Raw genomic sequence first — 16,562 nt, 5'->3', positions numbered from 1 at the left:
TCTCGGGCGCGTACCCGCGCCGGCCGTCACGACATCGCCGTCCACGGTCCTCCCTCAGGGGCCGGCCGCCGCGTCCGCGCTCCCAGGCACCGCAGACAAACGGAGGACGCCGCGATGGCGGTCAGCAGCACCCCGACCCGGCCCGAGACCCCGGCGGCCCCTGCCGCCCGGGCTCCCCGCCGTCCACGCGGCGAGGGGCAGTGGGCGCTCGGTCACCGCGAGCCCCTCAACGCCAACGAGCGGATCAAGAAGGACGACGACCCGCTGAACGTCCGGGCGCGGATCGAGAACATCTACGCCCACCAGGGCTTCGCCTCGATCGACCCGCAGGACCTGCGCGGTCGGTTCCGCTGGTGGGGCCTCTACACCCAGCGCAGGGCCGGCATCGACGGCGGGCGTACCGCCGTGCTGGAGCCGCACGAGCTGGAGGACGAGTTCTTCATGCTCCGGGTACGGGTCGACGGCGGTGAGCTGAACCTGGCCCAGTTGCGGGTCGTCGCCGACATCTCCCGTGAGTTCGCCCGGGACACCGCCGACATCACCGACCGGCAGAACATCCAGTACCACTGGATCCGGGTGGAGGACATGCCGGAGATCTGGCGGCGGCTGGAGGCGGTCGGCCTGCAGACCACCGAGGCCTGCGGTGACTGCCCCCGGGTGGTGCTCGGCAGCCCGGTCGCCGGGGTGGCCGAGGCGGAGCTGCTGGATCCCACCCCCGCCCTCGACGAGATCGTCAGCCGGTACGTCGGCGACAAGGCGTACTCGAACCTGCCGCGCAAGTTCAAGACCTCGATCTCGTGGCTGGCCGACTCGCCGTACGAGACGAACGACATCGCCTTCCTCGGCGTGGAGCACCCCGAGCACGGCCCCGGCTTCGACGTCTGGGTCGGCGGTGGCCTGTCCACCAACCCGATGCTGGCCCAGCGGCTCGGCGTCTGGGTGCCGCTGGCCGAGGTGCCGGACGTCTGGGCGGGCGTGGTGGGCATCTTCCGCGACTACGGCTACCGCCGGCTGCGCAACCGGGCCCGGCTGAAGTTCCTGGTCGCCGACTGGGGCGTGGCGAAGTTCCGCGAGATCCTGGAGAAGGAATACCTGGGCCGCACGCTGCTCGACGGTCCGGCCCCGGAGCTGCCGAGCAAGCCGATCGACCACATCGGCGTGCACCGGCAGCGCGACGGCCGCAACTTCGTCGGGGCCGCCCCGGTGGTCGGGCGGGTCTCCGGCGGGCAGCTCGCCGAGCTGGCCGACGTGGTCGAGGCGCACGGCAGCGGCCGGGTGCGGCTCACCCCGTACCAGAAGCTGCTGGTGCTCGACGTGCCGCCGGAGCGGACCGAGGACCTGGTCACGGCGCTGCGCGGGATCGGCCTGGAGGCCCGGCCGTCGGCCTGGCGGCGCGGCACGATGGCCTGCACCGGCATCGAGTTCTGCAAGCTGGCCATTGTCGAGACGAAGCGGCGCGGTGAGGAGCTGGTGGCCCGGCTGGAGGAGCGGCTGCGCGACTTCGACGCGGACATCTCCATCCACCTCAACGGCTGCCCGAACGCCTGCGCCCGCACCCAGGTCGCCGACATCGGCCTGAAGGGCCAGCTGGTGGTGGGCCCGGACGGCCGCCAGGTGGAGGGCTTCCAGGTGCACCTGGGCGGTGGCCTCGGCATGGCGCAGGGGCAGACCGCCGGGTTCGGCCGCAAGCTGCGCGGCCTGAAGACCACCGCCGACGAGCTTCCGGAGTACGTGGAACGGCTGGCCCGCCGCTACCTGGCCGGCCGGACCGAGGGTGAGACGTTCGCCAACTGGGTGATCAGGGTCGACGAGGAGGACTTGCGATGAGCGATGCCCGATCTGCGCCTCTCTACTGCCCGTACTGCGGGGAGGAGGACCTGCGGCCGAGCGAGGCCGGCCACGGCGCCTGGGAGTGCCACGCCTGCGCCCGGGTCTTCACCGTGAAGTTCACCGGCCTGCTCAGCAAGGGAGTGACCCGATGACGTTGGCGTCGGCGACCAACCTGGGACTGGTCGGCATCGGCGGCGCGGCCGACCCGCAGCGCCGCGACCCGGAGGAGCTGCGCGCGCTGGCCGAACGGGCCGGCCGTGAGCTGGAGGGCGCCCCGGCGTTGGAGATCGCCCGCTGGGCCGCCGAGACCTTCGGCGACCGGTTCTGCGTCACCAGCTCGATGGCCGACGGGGTGCTGGCTCACCTGGTGTCCCGGGTCGCGCCGGGGGTGGACGTGGTCTTCCTCGACACCGGGCTGCACTTCCCGGAGACCCTGCGGGTGCGCGACGAGGTGGCCCGCCGGCTGCCGGTGAACGTGCGCTCGATCCGTCCCCGGATGACCGTGGGTCAGCAGGACGGCCAGTACGGCCCCCGGCTGTTCAGCAAGTCCCCGGACGACTGCTGCCAGCTGCGCAAGGTGGAGCCGCTGGAACGCGCCCTGAACGGGTACGACGCCTGGGCCGCCGGGCTGCGCCGCGACGAGTCGCCGACCCGGGCCAACACGCCGGTGGTGACCTTCGACGCCCGGCGCGGCAAGGTGAAGGTCAACCCGATCGCGACCTGGAGCCAGCAGGACGTGGACGCCTACATCTCCCGGCACGACATCCCGGTCAACGAACTGCTCGGCCGCGGTTACGGCTCGATCGGCTGCTGGCCGTGCACCCGGCGTACCAAGGCGGGGGAGGACCCGCGGGCGGGCCGCTGGGCCATGTTCGAGAAGACCGAGTGCGGCCTGCACGTGTGACCTCGACGGACGCCGGGGCGGACGTGGGGGCCGGTCCGGCCGGTGGGCCGGGCGCAGCGGCGGCGGACCCACCCGTCCCGGTGGTCCTGGTCGCTCACGGCAGTCGTGATCCCCGTGCCGCCGAGGCGATCCGGGCGCTGGCCCGGGCCGTGGCGGCGGCCCGCCCGGGCGTCACGGTGCTGCCGAGCTGGCTGGATCACACCGAGCCCGGTCCGGCCACCGTGCTGCGCGGGCTCGCCGACGCCGGGCAGCGCCGGGCGGTGCTGGTGCCGCTGCTGCTGACCGCCGCGTACCACCGGAAGGTCGACATCCCGGCGGCGGTGGCGGCGGCGCGGGAGTCGGGGCCGGAGCTGGACGTGCGGATCACCGACGTGCTGGGGCCGGCCGACGGGACGGTGGACGGCGCCCTGCTCAGCGGCTTGCGTCAGCGGCTGGCGGAGGCGGAACCGGGCCGGTACGACGCGGTGGTGCTGGCCGCGGCGGGCACCCGGGACCATCGGGCGCGTGGCTCGGTGGGTCGGGTGGCGGCGGTCCTCGGCGCGACCCTGGGTGTCCCCGCCCGGGTGTCGTACGCCTCGGCGGCACCCCCGGCGGTCGGCGTGGCGGTGGCGAAACTGCGGGCGGCGGGTGCCCGCCGGGTCGCGGTGGCCGCCTACTTCCTCGCGCCGGGCCTCTTCCACGACGCCGTGGTGGCGGACGCCCGCGCCGCCGGCGCGGTGGCCGTGGCCGACCCCCTCACCGACGTCCCCGCCCTGGCCGACCTGATCCTCCGCCGCGCCGACGCCACCACCCACCCCCACCCTGCGTGATCATGCGGTTGGCGGCGGTGAACGCGATCCACATCGCCGTCAACCCCATGATCACGCAGGGGGGTGTGGGCAGCAAGACGCCCCGGCCGGAGAGCCCGGCCGGGGCGTGGAGCTGTGTGAGATGGGTCAGGCAGAGTGAGCGCGCAGCACCCGGAGACCGCCGCGGCGCTTGACCGCGCGGCGCTCCTCCTCGCTCATCCCGCCCCAGACACCGGCGTCCTGACCGGACTCGAGCGCCCACTTCAGGCACTCGTCGGTCACGGAGCAGCGCCGGCAGACAGCCTTGGCCTGCTCGACCTGCAGGAGAGCCGGACCGGACGTCCCGATCGGGAAGAACAGCTCCGGGTCCTCGTCGCGGCAGACAGCATGGTGACGCCAGTCCATGGCGGCAACACTCCTCATTCTGGATGGGCGGCAGATAACGCTTTCGTGCTTTTCCTATATGCATCCGCAATGCCGATTGGTGACGGTCAGCATCCATCATTTCGGCGCTGCGTGAGCAGGCTGCGGGTCCCCTGGACCTGCTGGAACAGCTCAACCTGCCGAGCATATCCAGGCAATGTCCCGGTAACTCAAGTTCGCTTGTGAATACTTTCACGAACTGTCGCGATGTCAAGGGTGACGCTCGGAAAAACTCCGATCAGTGAGCGGGCTCACCACCCTTATGTCCGGTTTCCAGAGCGCCCTGGTGACCCGGGATACCACAGTCGAGGATCAATATAGTACGGTCCGCGTGACATTGCTGACATTTCCGGCACCTCCTCCTCGGTGTGGCGTGCCACCGCCCGGGTGCGGTGGGTCACCGCCTCAACCGACGGGAGTACCCGAGACCTAGCAGATTACTCTCAGTGCGGCCGGAACGGATGTGAATCTTACTTTCTCCCGCTCCCCGAGATAGTCGCCGTCGAGCTGAAAGGCCTGCGGACGGGCTGAGAGCAGGGTGAACTCGGCCACGTCGTGCAGCCGCAACACCTGGCGACCGCGTGGATCGGCGTCTCGGGACAGGAACTGCGTCACTGTGCGTGTCGTACTGGCCACGCGTAGCTGACGCATCGCCAGCACGTCCAACCCGAGGTCGAACGACGCCTCCGGGTTCGGGTTGATCTCCCGGTCACCGAGGTACGTCCACGGGGCCGTGTTCTGGATGATGACCGTGGCCAGCTCGCCCTCGGCGGCCTCACCCGGCCGTTCCAGGCTGATCGCCGGATGCCGACGGTCCGAGCCGAGGAAGTACTGCCCGACCGTGGACCGCAGATAGAGCGCGGGAGTGGACACCCGGCCCCGCTTGCGGGCCTGCTCCACGCGGTGGATGACGGCGGCGTCGATGCCGAAGCCGGCGCAGAAGGTGAAGTAGCGGTCGTCGGCGCGGCCCAGGCCGATCGTCCGGGACCGGCCCAGGCGCAGCGCCTCCAGGATCATGCTGGTGCCGTCCGGCCATTCCCGGGGCAGGCCGAGCGCGCGGGCGAAGACGTTGGTCGAACCGCCCGGCACGGTGGCCAGCGCGGGCAGCCGCTCCGCCGAGGAGTCGCCGGTGCGGAACGTCGGCGGCTCCGCCGCCATCAACCCGTTCACCACCTCGTTGACGGTGCCGTCGCCGCCGAGCGTGACCACCAGGTCGACGCCCTCCTCGGCGGCCTCCCGGGCCAGGTCCATCGCGTGGCCCCGGCGGCGGGTGTACCGCACCGACAGGTCTACTTCACTGCGCAGCGCCCGGACCAGGACGTCCCGGCTGCGTTCGCTGGTGGTGGTGGCCTTGGGATTGACCACCAGGACGGCCCGCATGGGCGGCACTGTACCGCGATCACCCACCGGTATCGTGGCGCGCGTGACGATCGACTCGGACCCGGCCCCGACCACGCTCCGCTGGGCGGTGCTCCTGCTGCGCGCCGAAGCGGTCGCGCTCGGGCTGGTCGCGGTCTGGCTGATCTGGTCCGACCTCACCGCCCGGACCACCGACCTCACCTCGGCGCTGCTCGTCACCGGGTTCGCGGTCGCCGGCGCGGCGGCGCTCTGGGCCCTGGGCGCGGCGCTGGCCCGCCGGAAGGCCGGCGCCCGCGCCCCGGCCATCGTGCTCCAGTTGATGCTGCTGCCGATCGGCTGGTACATGATCCAGGGCGGGCTGGGCTGGCTCGGCCTGCCGCTGATGGCGCTCGGCCTGGGCGTCACCGGTCTGCTGGTCAGCCCGCCGACCACCCGGGCCCTCGGCCTGCACTGAGCCCTCCGCCGCCCAACCCCCGGCGGCACCACGCCGGCCCATCCCGGCACCCCCGAGCGCCGGACCATGACCGGCCGGCGCTCCGGCCGTAGCTGATCAAGAAGTTTGCGTCGCTCAGGCGGCGAACGCCGACGCAAACCTCTTGATCAACCAGGCGGGGCGGGGCGAGGCGTGGGTGGGTCAGTAGCGGGAGGCGCGGCGGGTGAGCAGCGAGATGGTGGCCCGGCCGTCGGCCGCCCGCGCGGCCGCGCCCGTGGTCAGCGCGGTCAGCACCTTCCAGGCGAAGGACGACTCGGACGGCAGTGTGGCGCCGCGTACGGTCGGTACGGTCACCTCGACGGTGAGCGCGTCGTCGGTGACCGCGAAGCGGCACTCCAACTCGGCGTCCCGGGTGGCGATGGCGAGCAGCATCGCGCACGCCTCGTCGACCGCGATCCGCAGATCCTCGATCTCGTCGAGGGCGAACTGCAGCCGGGCCGCGAGGCCCGCCGTGGCGGTACGGAGCACGCCGAGATAGCCGCCGTCGGCGGGCACGGTGAGGTGCACCACGTCGTCGTCGGTCGCTGGCTGGCCGGTCAGTTGAGTCACGCCTCATCCCCCTGGTGCGGGACTCTACCCGGTCAGTCGGCGGGCCGCCTCGGCGCGGCCGTCGCCTGACCGGCGAGCTCGTGCAACGCCTTCCCGGCGAGCCGGTACGGCACCCACTCGTCCATCGGCGTCGCGCCGATGGCGGCGTAGAAGTGCGCGGCGGGATTCCAGTTGAGCATCCACCAGTCCAGCCGCCGGTAGCCCCGCTCGACGCAGATGGCCGCCAGGGTGGCCAGCAGCAGTCGGCCGGCGCCGGTGCCCCGGGCGGTCGGGCGGACGTACAGGTCCTCCAGGTAGATGCCGTGGACACCTTCCCAGGTGGAGAAGTTGAGGAACCAGAGCGCGAAGCCGATCGGCTGGTCGGCCGGATCGACTGCGACGTGCCCGTACAGCGCCGGTGCCGGACCGAAGAGAGCGGCGGTGAGCTGCTCGGCGGTGAGGTGGCACTGCTCGGGGGCGCGTTCGTAGTCGGCGAGTTCGTGCACCATCGCGACGACGGCCGGCACGTCGGAGGGACGTGCCGGCCGGATCGTCGGTGCCTGGTTGACCAGGGTCACGCCTTCTTGGTCTCCCAGAAGATCTTCGAGATCTCGTCGATCTTCTGGAGCAGCTCATCGGCCTTGGCCGGGTCGGTAGCACCCTTGGCGCCGGCCGCGCCGGCCGCCTTGGTGGCCTCGTTGAAGAGCTGGTGCAGGTGCGGGTACTTCTCGAAGTGGGCCGGCTTGAAGTAGTCGGTCCAGAGCACCCAGAGGTGGTGCTTCACGAGCTCCGCCCGCTGCTCCTTGATCAGGATGGCCCGGGTGCGGAACTCCGGGTCGGTGTTCGCCTGGTACTTCTCGCAGATCATTTTGACCGACTCGGCCTCGATCCGGGCCTGCGCCGGGTCGTACACGCCGCACGGCAGGTCGCAGTGCGCGCTGGCGGTCACACGGGGCGAAAGGATGCGGGGAAGTCGCATCAGGGTCCTCCATGGGATGTTTGCGATGATCCAAGCCGACATTACTCCTGGACATGCTCCCCGGCGGGCTGGAGGTGAAACCCGGTGCGTACCGGAGAAGAACCGGCCGCCCCCGCCCTGCGCGGTCCGCTGGTACCGGTCCTGGTCACCGGGCCGTCCATGGCGCCGACCCTGCGGCACGGGGACGCCGTGCTGGTGCGTACCGGCGGCCGGGCGGTCCGCCCCGGCGACGTGGTGGTCGCGGTCTTCCGCAGCCGCCCCGAGCTGCTCGTGGTCAAGCGCGCGGTCCGCCGCCACGACGGCGGCTGGTGGGTACGCGGCGACAACGACCTGGTCACCGACGACTCCCGGGCGTACGGGGTGGCCGACGTCCGGGGGCGGGTGGTGGCCCGCTACTGGCCCCGTCCCGGGCCGGTGCGGAACCGGCCGGGGCGGTGACGCCCGGGAGTGGATATGACCCCGCTCACATCGGCGCTCCGCGCGCGCCACTATGCTCGGAAAGTGCCCGGGTGACCCCCCGCACCGCCCGCCCCGCTCGTCGCTGACCTCGCGGCTGAGCCGGCCGGTCCGTCTGCTCGACAGATCCTGGAGTCACCAATGTCTTCGTCCACCGTGGACCCCGCTGATCCCGTCTTCCGGCTGCACGTCGGCGGCAAGATGGCCGTCGCCTCGACCGTTCCGCTGACCAGCCGGGAAGACCTCTCCCTCGCGTACACGCCGGGGGTGGCCCGGGTGTGCGAGGCGATCGCCGCCGACCCGGCCCTCGCCGACGACTACACCTGGGTGTCGCACACCGTCGCCGTCGTCACCGACGGCTCGGCCGTGCTCGGCCTGGGCAACATCGGCCCGCGCGCCGCGCTGCCGGTGATGGAGGGCAAGGCGGTGCTGTTCAAGCAGTTCGCCGGCGTGGACGCGGTACCGATCTGCCTGGACACCCAGGACGTGGACGAGATCGTGGCGACGGTGAAGGCGCTCGCGCCCTCGTTCGGCGGGATCAACCTGGAGGACATCAGCGCCCCGCGCTGTTTCGAGGTGGAACGCCGGCTGGACGAGGAGCTGCCCATCCCGGTCTTCCACGACGACCAGCACGGCACCGCGATCGTGGTGCTGGCCGCGCTGCGCAACGCCGCCACCCTGCTCAACCGCAAGCTCGGCGACCTGCGGGTCGCGGTCAGCGGTGCCGGCGCGGCCGGCGTGGCGGTGACCAAGATGCTGGTCGCCGGGGGAGTGAACCCCGATCAGGTGGTGGTCTGCGACTCCAAGGGGATCATCGGCCGGCACCGCGAGCTGACCGGCACCAAGGCGGAGCTGGCGGCGACCACCAACGCCGAGGGCCGCCAGGGCGACATCACCGAGGCGCTGCGCGGCGCCGACGTGCTGGTCGGCGTCTCCGGCGGCCAGATCCCCGAGGCGGCGATCGCCGGCATGGCTCCCGGTGGCATCGTGTTCGCGCTGGCCAACCCCACCCCGGAGGTGCACCCGGAGGTGGCCGCCCGGCACGTGGCGGTGGTGGCCACCGGGCGCAGCGACTACCCCAACCAGATCAACAACGTGCTCGCCTTCCCCGGCGTGTTCCGGGGTGCGCTCGACGCCCGCGCGACCCGGATCACCGAGGGGATGAAGGTGGCCGCCGCCGACGCGATCGCGGGCGTGGTCGCGCAGGCGCTGACGCCCGAGGCGATCGTGCCGTCCCCGCTGGACCCGCGGGTCGCCCCCGCGGTCGCCGACGCGGTCGCCGAGGCCGCCCGCCGCGACGGCGTAGCCCGCCGCTGACCCCCCCGCCCCCGCGTCGCCCCGCCGCTCCCGCCCCGCGTCGCCCCGCCGCGCCCGTCAAGATCCGCACAGTTTCACGGAAAAAGTGGCTTCCCCTCGTCGGGAAGCCACTTTTTCCGTGAAACAGCGCGATCGTGGACGGCGGTGGGTGGGGGTGGGGGCGTGGGGGTTGTTACGGTGCGGATCATGCGTGCCGCCTATGCCTCGGCCTTCGACGCCGACAACCCGCTCACCGCGCTCACCGTCGGCGACCGTCCCGAGCCGACCCATCCGCAGGACGACTGGGTCACCGTGCAGGTCGCGGCCAGCTCGCTCAACCACCACGACCTCTGGTCGCTGCGCGGTGTCGGGCTCGGCGCCGACCAGCTGCCGATGATCCTGGGTTGCGACGCGGTCGGCACCGACCCGGACGGCAACCAGGTCGTCATCTACCCGGTCGTGCCCACCCCGGGCGACCCGCGCGGGGTCTCCATCCTCTCCGAGCACTTCCAGGGCACCTTCGCCGAGCGGGTGGCCGTACCCCGGATGAACCTGCTGCCGCTGCCGGCGGGCCTGGCGGCGACCGACGCGGCGTGCCTGCCCACGGCCTGGCTGACCGCGTGGCGGATGCTCACCACCAAGGGCCGGGTCGACGAGGGCGAGGCGGTGCTGGTGCAGGGCGCGGGCGGCGGCGTGGCCACCGCGGCCGTCGCGCTGGGTGTCGCGCTCGGCAAGCGGGTGTACGCGACCAGCCGCGACGCCGCCAAGCGGGAGCGGATCACCGAGCTGGGCGCGACCGCGCTGGAACCCGGCGCCCGGCTGCCCGAACGGGTCGACGTGGTGATCGAGACGGTCGGCGCGGCCACCTTCGACCACTCGCTGAAGTCGGCGGCCCCGATGGCCCGGATCGTGGTCTCCGGGGCCACCGCCGGCCACGAGCCCAAGGTCAACCTGCGTCGGGTCTTCGCCATGCAGCTGGAGATCCTGGGCACCTCGATGGGCACCCCCGCCGAGCTGACCGAGCTGCTCGCGTTCTGCGCCGAGCACGAGGTGCGCCCGGTGGTCGACAGCGTGATCCCGTTCAGCCGCATCGAGGACGCCTTCGCCCGGCTCGCCTCCGGCGACGTCTTCGGCAAGGTCGTCATCGACCACACCGCCTGAGCCGGTGGGGAAGGGGCCTCACGGCAGGGGCCCCTTCCTCACAGGTGGTCGTCGAGGGTGGCGAGGTTGCCGCGGGTGGCGTCGGTGGGGAGGCGGTCCTTCGCCGCCGCGTCGCCGTAGAGGGTCCAGCGGAGGAACTCGACGGTGGTGTCGGAGACCACCCGCAGCGCCTTGCCGTCGCTGAGCAGGGCCCGGCCGTGGTCGCCCTTCGGCAGGCTCAGCATGGCCTTCGGCCAGGGCACCGCGTCGTAGACCGCCTTCCCGGCCGCGTAGGCCACCACCTCGTCGGCCTCGCCGTGCACGAAGAGCTGCGGGGCGGCGGCCCCGGCGAAGGCGGTGCCGACCCCGAGCCCGGTGCCGGCGAAGACCACCCCGGCGTCCAACCGCTCGTCCCGGCCCGCCGTGAAGAGCCCGATCGTGGTCACCCCGCCGGCCGAGTGCCCGGCCGCGGCCACCCGGTCGGTGGCCAGCCGGCCGCGCAGCGGGTCGCCGGCCTTCGCGTCGAGCGCCAGCACCCGGGTCAACGCGTACGACACGTCGGCCGGCTGGTTGAGCACGTCGAGCACGTTGCCGTCGCCGCCGGCACCGGTGTGCGGGAACCGGGGCGCGGCGACCACGAAACCGGCCGCCGCCCAGCGGGTGAGCAGCAGCTGGTAGTCCTCCGGCCGGGCACCCAGCCCGTGGCTGAACATCACCACCGGGAACCGGCCGTCCGCAGCCGGTGCCGAGCGCTTCGCCGCGCCGCCCGCCGCACCCTCGGCCGGATACCAGACGGTCACCGGCAGGGCGCGGTCGCCGCCCCGGTTCAGCTTCAGCTGGCGTACGCCGACCGCGAAGGGGTCGGTGGGGGCGTGCCCGGCGGGGACCCGGGGCGCGGGAGTGGTCGCCGTCGGCAACCCGGTCGGTGCGGTGCGCGGAGCGGGCGCGGTCTGCGCCGAGCAGCCCGCCAGACCGACGGTGAGCAGCGCGGCGGCGACCAGGGCGGGGGTACGGCTTCGGAGCATGAAGACGATTGTGCCTCGCGATCCGCGCCGGCCGTCCCGACTTCGGGTCGGGTCACAGCCCGGGCGGCCGGCCCGTCGGTCGTGCGGTCCGGGCGGCACGGAGCCGGGCCAGGTCCGTGGCGTCCTTCGGGCGGCGGGGCCGCTCCGGCATCCACACCGGGAACATCTCCTTGAACTCGATCTGCGCGGCCACCGCGATCACCGGTGCGGTGAGCGCCCCGATCCGGCCGGGCGGGGCGTCCAGCAAGCCGTCCGGCAGCGGCGTCCCCGTCCACGGTCCGGCCCCCACCACCACCCGCCCGGCGGCGTCCCGGGCCAGGTGGGCGACGCTCAGCTCGACGTCGTCGCGGAGCAGGTCGAGCTGCAACTCCACCGGCATCCGCGGGTCCGGTCGCCAGCCCCGGGCGGTGAGCAGCGCGGCGAGCCGGTCGGCGTCGGACCGCCAGCAGTACCAGTCGACGTCCACGTGCGGCCGGGTCACCTCGCCGAGGTGGAAGTCCATCGCCCAGCCGCCGCGCAGCCACACCGCGATCCCGGCCGCCCCGGCGACCCGTACCACCTCGTCGATCGCCGCCAGCTGCCGCCCGGCCAGCCCGTCCTCCGTCACCGGCCGCACGCTACCGCCGCGTCCCGCCGGCCGCAGCCCTGGTCCGCCGGGATACGCGGACGGCCGGGCCGGCTGGGGGTGCGGTGAGGCGGGTCGGCCGTGCGGACCGGCTGCGGGTGCCGTCCGGTCGGGACGCCTCGGCCGGGTGGATCGGGGTTCCCGGCACCGGCCCGGCGGGACCCTGACCGGCGACCGACTTCGCTAGGGTCACGCGCATGGCTGAGAACTACACCGACCCGAGCGGCAACACCGCGCAGTTCCGCGCCTTCGTCGACGCGCCCGAGCCGGCCGGGGCGGCACCGGCACCGTCCCGGCTGCCGTTGATCGCCGGCGTCGCGGTTGCCGCCGTCGTGCTGGTCGGCCTGGTCGCCTGGCTGGCCCTGGGCTGACCACGGTCGGCCCGGCACGCCACCACGACAAACCCCGTTCGGGAGCGGCGCGCTGGTCAGCCTCCTGCGGCGGCCACCACGGCCCGGGTCTCCCGGGCGATCTCCCGCTCCTCGTCGGTGCCGATCACGCAGACCGCCACCTCTGCGCCGTCCGGTGAGATCACCCGGTCGCCGCTGTCGTCGTTGCGGGCCGGGTCGACGACGACGCCGAGCCGCTCCAGCCCGGCCAGCGCGGCGGCCCGGACCTCGGGGGAGTGCTCACCCACCCCGGCGGTGAAGGTGATCGCGTCGACCCGCCCGAGCAGGGCGTAGTACGCCCCGACGTAGCCGGTGATCCGGCGGCGGTAGACGTCGAAGGCGAGCGTCGCGGCGGCGTCCCCGTCCGCCCGGCGGGCCAGCACCTCCCGCATGTCGTTGACCCCGGTCAGCCCGAGCAGCCCGCTGCGGTGGTTGAGCAGGTCGTCGATCTGGTCGACGGCCATCCCGGCCTCGCGGCGCAGGTGGAAGATGATCGTCGGGTCGAGGTCGCCGCTGCGGGTGCCCATCACCAGGCCCTCCAGCGGGGACATGCCCATCGAGGTGGCCACGCTCCGGCCGCCCTCGACGGCACAGGCGCTCGCCCCGTTGCCCAGGTGCAGGGTGATCGTGTTCAGCTCCCCGTACGGGCGGTCCAGCAGCTCCGCCGTGCGCTTCGAGACGTACGCGTGCGAGGTGCCGTGGAAGCCGTAGCGGCGGATGTCGTACCGCCGGGCGGTCTCCCGGTCGATGGCGTACGTGGCGGCGGCCTCGGGCAGCGTGTGGTGGAACGCGGTGTCGAAGACGGCCACCTGCGGCACGTCGGGCAGCGCCTCCCGGGCCACCCGGATGCCGGCCAGGTTCGCCGGGTTGTGCAGCGGGGCGAGCGGCACCAGCTCCTCGATCGCGGTGAAGACCGCGTCGTCGATTCCGACCGGCTGGGTGAAGCGGCGCCCGCCGTGCACCACCCGGTGCCCGACCGCGTCCAGCCCGGTCAGGTCCAGCCCGTCCAGGATCTGCCGGACCGCCGTCTCGTGGTCGGCCGGACCGCCGCCCGGCTCGCCGACCCGCTCGACCGTGCCCTTCGCGTCGACCGTCTCACCCGTGTAGAGCCGGTACTTCACCGACGAGGACCCGCAGTTGAGGACGAGGACCCGGCTCATGACGACTCCCCGGCGGACGCCTGGATCGCGGTGATCGCGACGGTGTTCACGATGTCGGGCACGGTCGCGCCCCGGGACAGGTCGTTGACCGGCCGCCGCAGGCCCTGCATGACCGGGCCGACCGCCACCGCCCCCGCCGACCGCTGCACCGCCTTGTACGTGTTGTTGCCGGTGTTCAGGTCCGGGAAGATGAACACCGTCGCCCGGCCGGCCACCTCGCTGTCCGGCAGTTTCGTCGCCGCGACCTGCGGGTCGATCGCCGCGTCGTACTGGATCGGGCCCTCGACCAGCAGCTCCGGGCGGCGCTCGCGGACCAGCTCCGTGGCCGCCGCGACCTTCTCCACGTCGGCGCCCGCCCCCGAGCTGCCGGTGGAGTACGACAGCATCGCCACCCGCGGCTCGATGCCGAACCGGGCCGCCGTGTCGGCCGAGGAGATGGCGATGTCGGCGAGCTGGGCGGCGTCCGGGTCGGGGTTGACCGCGCAGTCGCCGTAGACCAGCACCCGGTCGGCGAGCAGCATGAAGAAGACGCTGGACGCGACGGAGACGCCCGGCACGGTCCGGATGATCTCGAAGGCGGGGCGGATGGTGGCGGCGGTGGTGTGGGTGGCCCCGGAGACCATGCCGTCGGCGTGGCCGGTCTGCACCATCATCGTGCCGAAGTAGTTGGGTTGGGCGACGATGTCGTGGGCCAGCTCGACGGTGACGCCGCGGTGGGCGCGCAGCTTCGCGTACGCCTCGGCGAACTCGTCCCGCCACGGGCTGGTGGCCGGGTCGACCACCTGGGCGTCGCCGACGTCGATGCCCAGTTCCCGGGTGCGCCGGGCGATGTCGTCGGGGCGACCGAGCAGGGTCAGGTCGGCGACGCCCCGGCGTAGCAGGATCTCCGCCGCGCGCAGGATCCGCTCCTCGCTCCCCTCCGGCAGCACCAGCCGGCGACGCGCCGCCCGGGCCCGGTCGATCAGGTCGTACTCGAACATCAGCGGGGTGACCCGTTCGCTGCGGCTGACCCGCAGCCGGCGGGCCAGGTCGACGGTGTCGACGCAGCGTTCGAAGGCGCCGAGCGCGGCCTCGACCTTGCGCGGGTTCTCCGCGCTGGGCCGGCCCTCGATCCGGCTGGACGCGGCGACCGTGTCATAGCTGTCGCTGGGCACGGAGAGCACCGCGAGCCCGGTGTTCAGCCCTTCGACCAGCCGCATCGCCCGCGGGTCGGGCTGCTCGCCGAGGGTCAGCACCAGCCCGGCCACCGACACCTGGCCGGCGACGTGCGCGGCGCTCGCCGCGACCAGCAGGTCGGCCCGGTCGCCGGGGGTGATCACCAGCGCGCCCTCGGTCAGGTGGTCGAGCAGGGTCGGCACGTGCGCCGCGCCGACCACGTAGTCGAGCACGTCCCGGCCGAGCGCGGCGTCGTCGCCGGCGAGCAGGGTGGCGCCGAGCGCCGCCGCCACCTCGGCCACCGTCGGCGCCGACACGGTCGGCACCTCCGGGATGGCGTACGTCGGCACGGGCAGCTCGGGCAGCGTCATCGGCCCCGGCACCCGGTTGGCGATCACCGCCAGCACGGTCGCGCCCAGGTCCGCCAGGTCGTGGTACGCCCCGCGCGCCGCCGCCGCGATCGCCTCCGGCTCCTGGCCGTACCCGTCGATCACGGGCACCACCACGCTGCCGAACTCGGTGGCCAGCCGGGCGTTGAAGGCCAGCTCGCGGGGGCCGGCGCCGTCCCCGTCGGCGAAGTCGCTGCCCACCACGACGACGGCGGGGCAGCGCCGCTCGACCTCCCGGTAACGCTCGACGATGCGGGAGATCAGCTCCTCCCGTCGCCCGTCGGCGACCAGCGCGTTCGCGTCGGCGTAGCTGCTGCCGTGCAGGTCGTCGACCGGCAGGTCGACCCGGTAGCGGTCGGTGAGCAGGGCGAGGATCGGGTCGGGGCCGGTGCCGGCGACCAGCGGCCGGAACGCGCCGATCCGGTCCACCTGCCGGGAGAGGAGTTCCGCGAGGCCGAGGGCGATGGTCGACTTCCCCCCGCCGGACCCCACGCTGGTCACATAGACGCTGCGGGCCACGAGGACCACGCTACAAGATCGCGGTGGGGCCCGCCCGGGTCCTTGGGCCCGGGCCGGCCGACCCGGTCGGTCAGGGCGCGGTGGGCGTGGCGGCCCGGCCGGTCGCCTCGTCGACCGGCGGCGGCTCGGGCAGTTCGGCGGAGCGCAGCAGGGCGTCGCTCTTCGCCACCCAGGCGGCACCGAAGGTGATGACGGCGACCGTCTCGCACCACAGCACCGGCTTGACCGTGTGTCGCACGTCGGCGGGCAGCACGGTGCTGGCCAGCGCCAGCCCGATCGCGACCAGGATGAGCAGGCCGCACCCGCGGTAGAACCGGTTGGCCGGGCGGGACGGCGGCACGCCCGCCCGGTCGGGCCGGGTGAAGAGGAACAGGCAGAAGACCGCGAGCAGCACGAACAGGGCGGCGGCGGCCACCTGGTGCACCACCCCGACGGTCCGGTCGACGCGGTCCGTGCTGCCGACCGGCACGCCGACCGTGGTGGGGCAGAGGGCCACCACGATCGCCAGCAGACCGGCGACGGTGCTCAACACGTCGTCCGGCCGGCGGTAGCGGTAACTGATCAGGAACACCCCGATCGCGCAGAGCGCGCCGACGAAGACGTCCCGCAGTTCGGAGTGGTAGTAGCCGCTGAGCGAGTCGAGCAGGGTGGGCCGCCGGGTGGCGAGGAGGTGGCCCACCATCAGCACGACCGGCAGCGCGATGCCGACGGCACCGACACCGAGGCGCAGCCGACGGACGGTCACCGCGTCCTGCGGGGGCTTGCGGGCGGTGGGGTTCATTTCCGCCTCCTGACCTGCGGCGGGACGCTTCCTCCCAGTTCACACCCATGACGCCCCGGCGTCAATCGGTGACTTTCAGTCGTCGTCTTCGTCGTCGAGGCGGGCCAGCCAGGTGGCGAAGCGCTCGATCGGGGTCTCGAACTCGGGGTTGAGGTCGACGAAGTCGCGCAGCCGCTCGCCCAGCCACTCCAGGCTGACCTGCTCCTCGCCCCGGCGCTCGACCAGTTCCTCGATGCCACGGTCGGTGAAGTACACGGTGTTCCTCTCGTCGTACGGACGCCGACGGCAGCGGCCCGCCCCGGAGCCGGGACGGGCCGCTGCCG

The 16,562-nt window shown here is 73.3% G+C and carries 20 protein-coding genes; 9 read left to right on the top strand and 11 right to left on the bottom strand.

Annotated elements, in window-relative coordinates:
- Positions 1 to 114: 114 nt before the first annotated feature.
- The 4 genes from MRQ36_RS07945 to MRQ36_RS07930 are packed head-to-tail and all read left to right on the top strand — an operon-like array spanning position 115 to position 3,543.
- Positions 115 to 1,827 carry a nitrite/sulfite reductase gene (locus MRQ36_RS07945; RefSeq protein WP_242794224.1) on the top strand — a complete coding sequence of 571 codons (1,713 nt, stop codon included), beginning with the start codon at positions 115 to 117 and terminating at the stop codon, positions 1,825 to 1,827.
- Positions 1,824 to 1,982 carry a hypothetical protein gene (locus MRQ36_RS07940; protein ID WP_242794223.1) on the top strand — a complete coding sequence of 53 codons (159 nt, stop codon included), beginning with the start codon at positions 1,824 to 1,826 and terminating at the stop codon, positions 1,980 to 1,982. The genes MRQ36_RS07945 and MRQ36_RS07940 overlap by 4 nt, the downstream gene beginning before the upstream one ends.
- Positions 1,979 to 2,734 carry a phosphoadenylyl-sulfate reductase gene (locus MRQ36_RS07935; RefSeq protein WP_242794221.1) on the top strand — a complete coding sequence of 252 codons (756 nt, stop codon included), beginning with the start codon at positions 1,979 to 1,981 and terminating at the stop codon, positions 2,732 to 2,734. The genes MRQ36_RS07940 and MRQ36_RS07935 overlap by 4 nt, the downstream gene beginning before the upstream one ends.
- Positions 2,735 to 2,757: 23 nt before the next feature.
- The gene (locus MRQ36_RS07930) at positions 2,758 to 3,543 is read left to right on the top strand and encodes a sirohydrochlorin chelatase (protein WP_374251101.1); all 786 of its coding nucleotides are present in this window, start codon (positions 2,758 to 2,760) and stop codon (positions 3,541 to 3,543) included.
- A 126-nt stretch (positions 3,544 to 3,669) separates the two neighbouring features.
- Here the strand turns inward: MRQ36_RS07930 and MRQ36_RS07925 are convergent, their stop codons facing one another.
- Both MRQ36_RS07925 and MRQ36_RS07920 read right to left on the bottom strand, forming a co-directional pair.
- Positions 3,670 to 3,927, bottom strand: a complete 258-nt coding sequence (locus MRQ36_RS07925; RefSeq protein WP_089012725.1) for a WhiB family transcriptional regulator — start codon at positions 3,925 to 3,927, stop codon at positions 3,670 to 3,672.
- A gap of 447 nt (positions 3,928 to 4,374) precedes the next feature.
- Entirely contained in the window at positions 4,375 to 5,325 is a 951-nt protein-coding gene (locus MRQ36_RS07920; protein ID WP_242794219.1) for a diacylglycerol kinase family protein, read from the bottom strand.
- On the opposite strand from MRQ36_RS07920, the gene MRQ36_RS07915 reads away from it, so the two are divergent.
- Positions 5,324 to 5,758 carry a hypothetical protein gene (locus tag MRQ36_RS07915; protein ID WP_278187458.1) on the top strand — a complete coding sequence of 145 codons (435 nt, stop codon included), beginning with the start codon at positions 5,324 to 5,326 and terminating at the stop codon, positions 5,756 to 5,758. The two genes, MRQ36_RS07920 and MRQ36_RS07915, sit on opposite strands and share 2 nt — an antisense overlap.
- A 180-nt stretch (positions 5,759 to 5,938) precedes the next feature.
- On the opposite strand, the gene MRQ36_RS07910 is transcribed toward MRQ36_RS07915, so the two are convergent.
- From MRQ36_RS07910 to sodN, 3 genes are all read right to left on the bottom strand, one after another.
- Positions 5,939 to 6,346 (bottom strand): ATP-binding protein, encoded by a 408-nt coding sequence (locus MRQ36_RS07910; protein ID WP_242794215.1) that lies wholly within the window; start codon positions 6,344 to 6,346, stop codon positions 5,939 to 5,941.
- A 32-nt stretch (positions 6,347 to 6,378) separates the two neighbouring features.
- Entirely contained in the window at positions 6,379 to 6,834 is a 456-nt protein-coding gene (locus MRQ36_RS07905) for a GNAT family N-acetyltransferase (protein ID WP_242800925.1), read from the bottom strand.
- A gap of 65 nt (positions 6,835 to 6,899) precedes the next feature.
- Complete coding sequence (sodN, locus tag MRQ36_RS07900; RefSeq protein ID WP_242794214.1) at positions 6,900 to 7,304, bottom strand: superoxide dismutase, Ni; 405 nt, start codon at positions 7,302 to 7,304, stop codon at positions 6,900 to 6,902.
- An 84-nt stretch (positions 7,305 to 7,388) separates the two neighbouring features.
- Between sodN and MRQ36_RS07895 the strand changes: the two genes are divergently transcribed.
- The 3 genes from MRQ36_RS07895 to MRQ36_RS07885 all read left to right on the top strand — a co-directional run bounded on the left by MRQ36_RS07895 (position 7,389) and on the right by MRQ36_RS07885 (position 10,217).
- On the top strand, positions 7,389 to 7,742 hold the full coding sequence (locus tag MRQ36_RS07895; protein WP_308194788.1) for a S24/S26 family peptidase: 354 nt from the start codon (positions 7,389 to 7,391) through the stop codon (positions 7,740 to 7,742).
- Between the two features lie 159 nt (positions 7,743 to 7,901).
- Positions 7,902 to 9,077, top strand: coding sequence for an NADP-dependent malic enzyme (locus MRQ36_RS07890; protein WP_242794213.1), 1,176 nt, complete (start codon positions 7,902 to 7,904; stop codon positions 9,075 to 9,077).
- Between the two features lie 177 nt (positions 9,078 to 9,254).
- Positions 9,255 to 10,217 carry a zinc-binding dehydrogenase gene (locus MRQ36_RS07885; RefSeq protein ID WP_242794212.1) on the top strand — a complete coding sequence of 321 codons (963 nt, stop codon included), beginning with the start codon at positions 9,255 to 9,257 and terminating at the stop codon, positions 10,215 to 10,217.
- Positions 10,218 to 10,255: 38 nt separating this feature from the next.
- On the opposite strand, the gene MRQ36_RS07880 is transcribed toward MRQ36_RS07885, so the two are convergent.
- Positions 10,256 to 11,221 carry a chlorophyllase gene (locus MRQ36_RS07880; RefSeq protein ID WP_242794211.1) on the bottom strand — a complete coding sequence of 322 codons (966 nt, stop codon included), beginning with the start codon at positions 11,219 to 11,221 and terminating at the stop codon, positions 10,256 to 10,258.
- Between the two features lie 52 nt (positions 11,222 to 11,273).
- A complete protein-coding gene (locus MRQ36_RS07875) occupies positions 11,274 to 11,828 on the bottom strand; it encodes a nucleotidyltransferase domain-containing protein (protein WP_242794210.1) in 555 nt (184 codons plus the stop codon).
- Positions 11,829 to 12,043: 215 nt separating this feature from the next.
- Here MRQ36_RS07875 and MRQ36_RS07870 point away from each other — a divergent pair, with 215 nt between their 5' ends.
- Positions 12,044 to 12,217, top strand: coding sequence for a hypothetical protein (locus MRQ36_RS07870; protein ID WP_242794208.1), 174 nt, complete (start codon positions 12,044 to 12,046; stop codon positions 12,215 to 12,217).
- Between the two features lie 56 nt (positions 12,218 to 12,273).
- On the opposite strand, the gene MRQ36_RS07865 is transcribed toward MRQ36_RS07870, so the two are convergent.
- The 4 genes from MRQ36_RS07865 to MRQ36_RS07850 form a co-directional block, all read right to left on the bottom strand.
- Positions 12,274 to 13,395: an acetate/propionate family kinase gene (locus MRQ36_RS07865; RefSeq protein WP_242794207.1), complete on the bottom strand. Its 1,122-nt coding sequence runs from the start codon at positions 13,393 to 13,395 to the stop codon at positions 12,274 to 12,276.
- Positions 13,392 to 15,467, bottom strand: coding sequence for a phosphate acetyltransferase (pta, locus tag MRQ36_RS07860; protein ID WP_242794205.1), 2,076 nt, complete (start codon positions 15,465 to 15,467; stop codon positions 13,392 to 13,394). Before pta ends, MRQ36_RS07865 begins: the two co-directional genes overlap by 4 nt.
- A 61-nt stretch (positions 15,468 to 15,528) precedes the next feature.
- Positions 15,529 to 16,239: a hypothetical protein gene (locus tag MRQ36_RS07855; RefSeq protein WP_242794204.1), complete on the bottom strand. Its 711-nt coding sequence runs from the start codon at positions 16,237 to 16,239 to the stop codon at positions 15,529 to 15,531.
- 75 nt (positions 16,240 to 16,314) lie between these two features.
- Complete coding sequence (locus MRQ36_RS07850) at positions 16,315 to 16,494, bottom strand: DUF6104 family protein (protein WP_013735712.1); 180 nt, start codon at positions 16,492 to 16,494, stop codon at positions 16,315 to 16,317.
- Positions 16,495 to 16,562 lie beyond the last annotated feature (68 nt).

Origin of the sequence: Micromonospora sp. R77, assembly GCF_022747945.1 — a bacterium.
Classification (GTDB): domain Bacteria; phylum Actinomycetota; class Actinomycetes; order Mycobacteriales; family Micromonosporaceae; genus Micromonospora.
Note: the sequence above shows the minus strand (reverse complement) of the source record. Positions and strands in the feature narration are given on the sequence as shown.

Coding starts and splice junctions, on each gene's coding strand:
- MRQ36_RS07945 (WP_242794224.1), top strand. CDS start 115: ATGGCGGTCAGCAGCACCCCGACCCGGCCCGAGACCCCGGCGGCCCCT.
- MRQ36_RS07940 (WP_242794223.1), top strand. CDS start 1,824: ATGAGCGATGCCCGATCTGCGCCTCTCTACTGCCCGTACTGCGGGGAG.
- MRQ36_RS07935 (WP_242794221.1), top strand. CDS start 1,979: ATGACGTTGGCGTCGGCGACCAACCTGGGACTGGTCGGCATCGGCGGC.
- MRQ36_RS07925 (WP_089012725.1), bottom strand. CDS start 3,927: ATGGACTGGCGTCACCATGCTGTCTGCCGCGACGAGGACCCGGAGCTG.
- MRQ36_RS07915 (WP_278187458.1), top strand. CDS start 5,324: ATGGGCGGCACTGTACCGCGATCACCCACCGGTATCGTGGCGCGCGTG.
- MRQ36_RS07920 (WP_242794219.1), bottom strand. CDS start 5,325: ATGCGGGCCGTCCTGGTGGTCAATCCCAAGGCCACCACCACCAGCGAA.
- MRQ36_RS07905 (WP_242800925.1), bottom strand. CDS start 6,834: ATGGTGCACGAACTCGCCGACTACGAACGCGCCCCCGAGCAGTGCCAC.
- sodN (WP_242794214.1), bottom strand. CDS start 7,304: ATGCGACTTCCCCGCATCCTTTCGCCCCGTGTGACCGCCAGCGCGCAC.
- MRQ36_RS07890 (WP_242794213.1), top strand. CDS start 7,902: ATGTCTTCGTCCACCGTGGACCCCGCTGATCCCGTCTTCCGGCTGCAC.
- MRQ36_RS07880 (WP_242794211.1), bottom strand. CDS start 11,221: ATGCTCCGAAGCCGTACCCCCGCCCTGGTCGCCGCCGCGCTGCTCACC.
- MRQ36_RS07870 (WP_242794208.1), top strand. CDS start 12,044: ATGGCTGAGAACTACACCGACCCGAGCGGCAACACCGCGCAGTTCCGC.
- MRQ36_RS07865 (WP_242794207.1), bottom strand. CDS start 13,395: ATGAGCCGGGTCCTCGTCCTCAACTGCGGGTCCTCGTCGGTGAAGTAC.
- MRQ36_RS07855 (WP_242794204.1), bottom strand. CDS start 16,239: ATGAACCCCACCGCCCGCAAGCCCCCGCAGGACGCGGTGACCGTCCGT.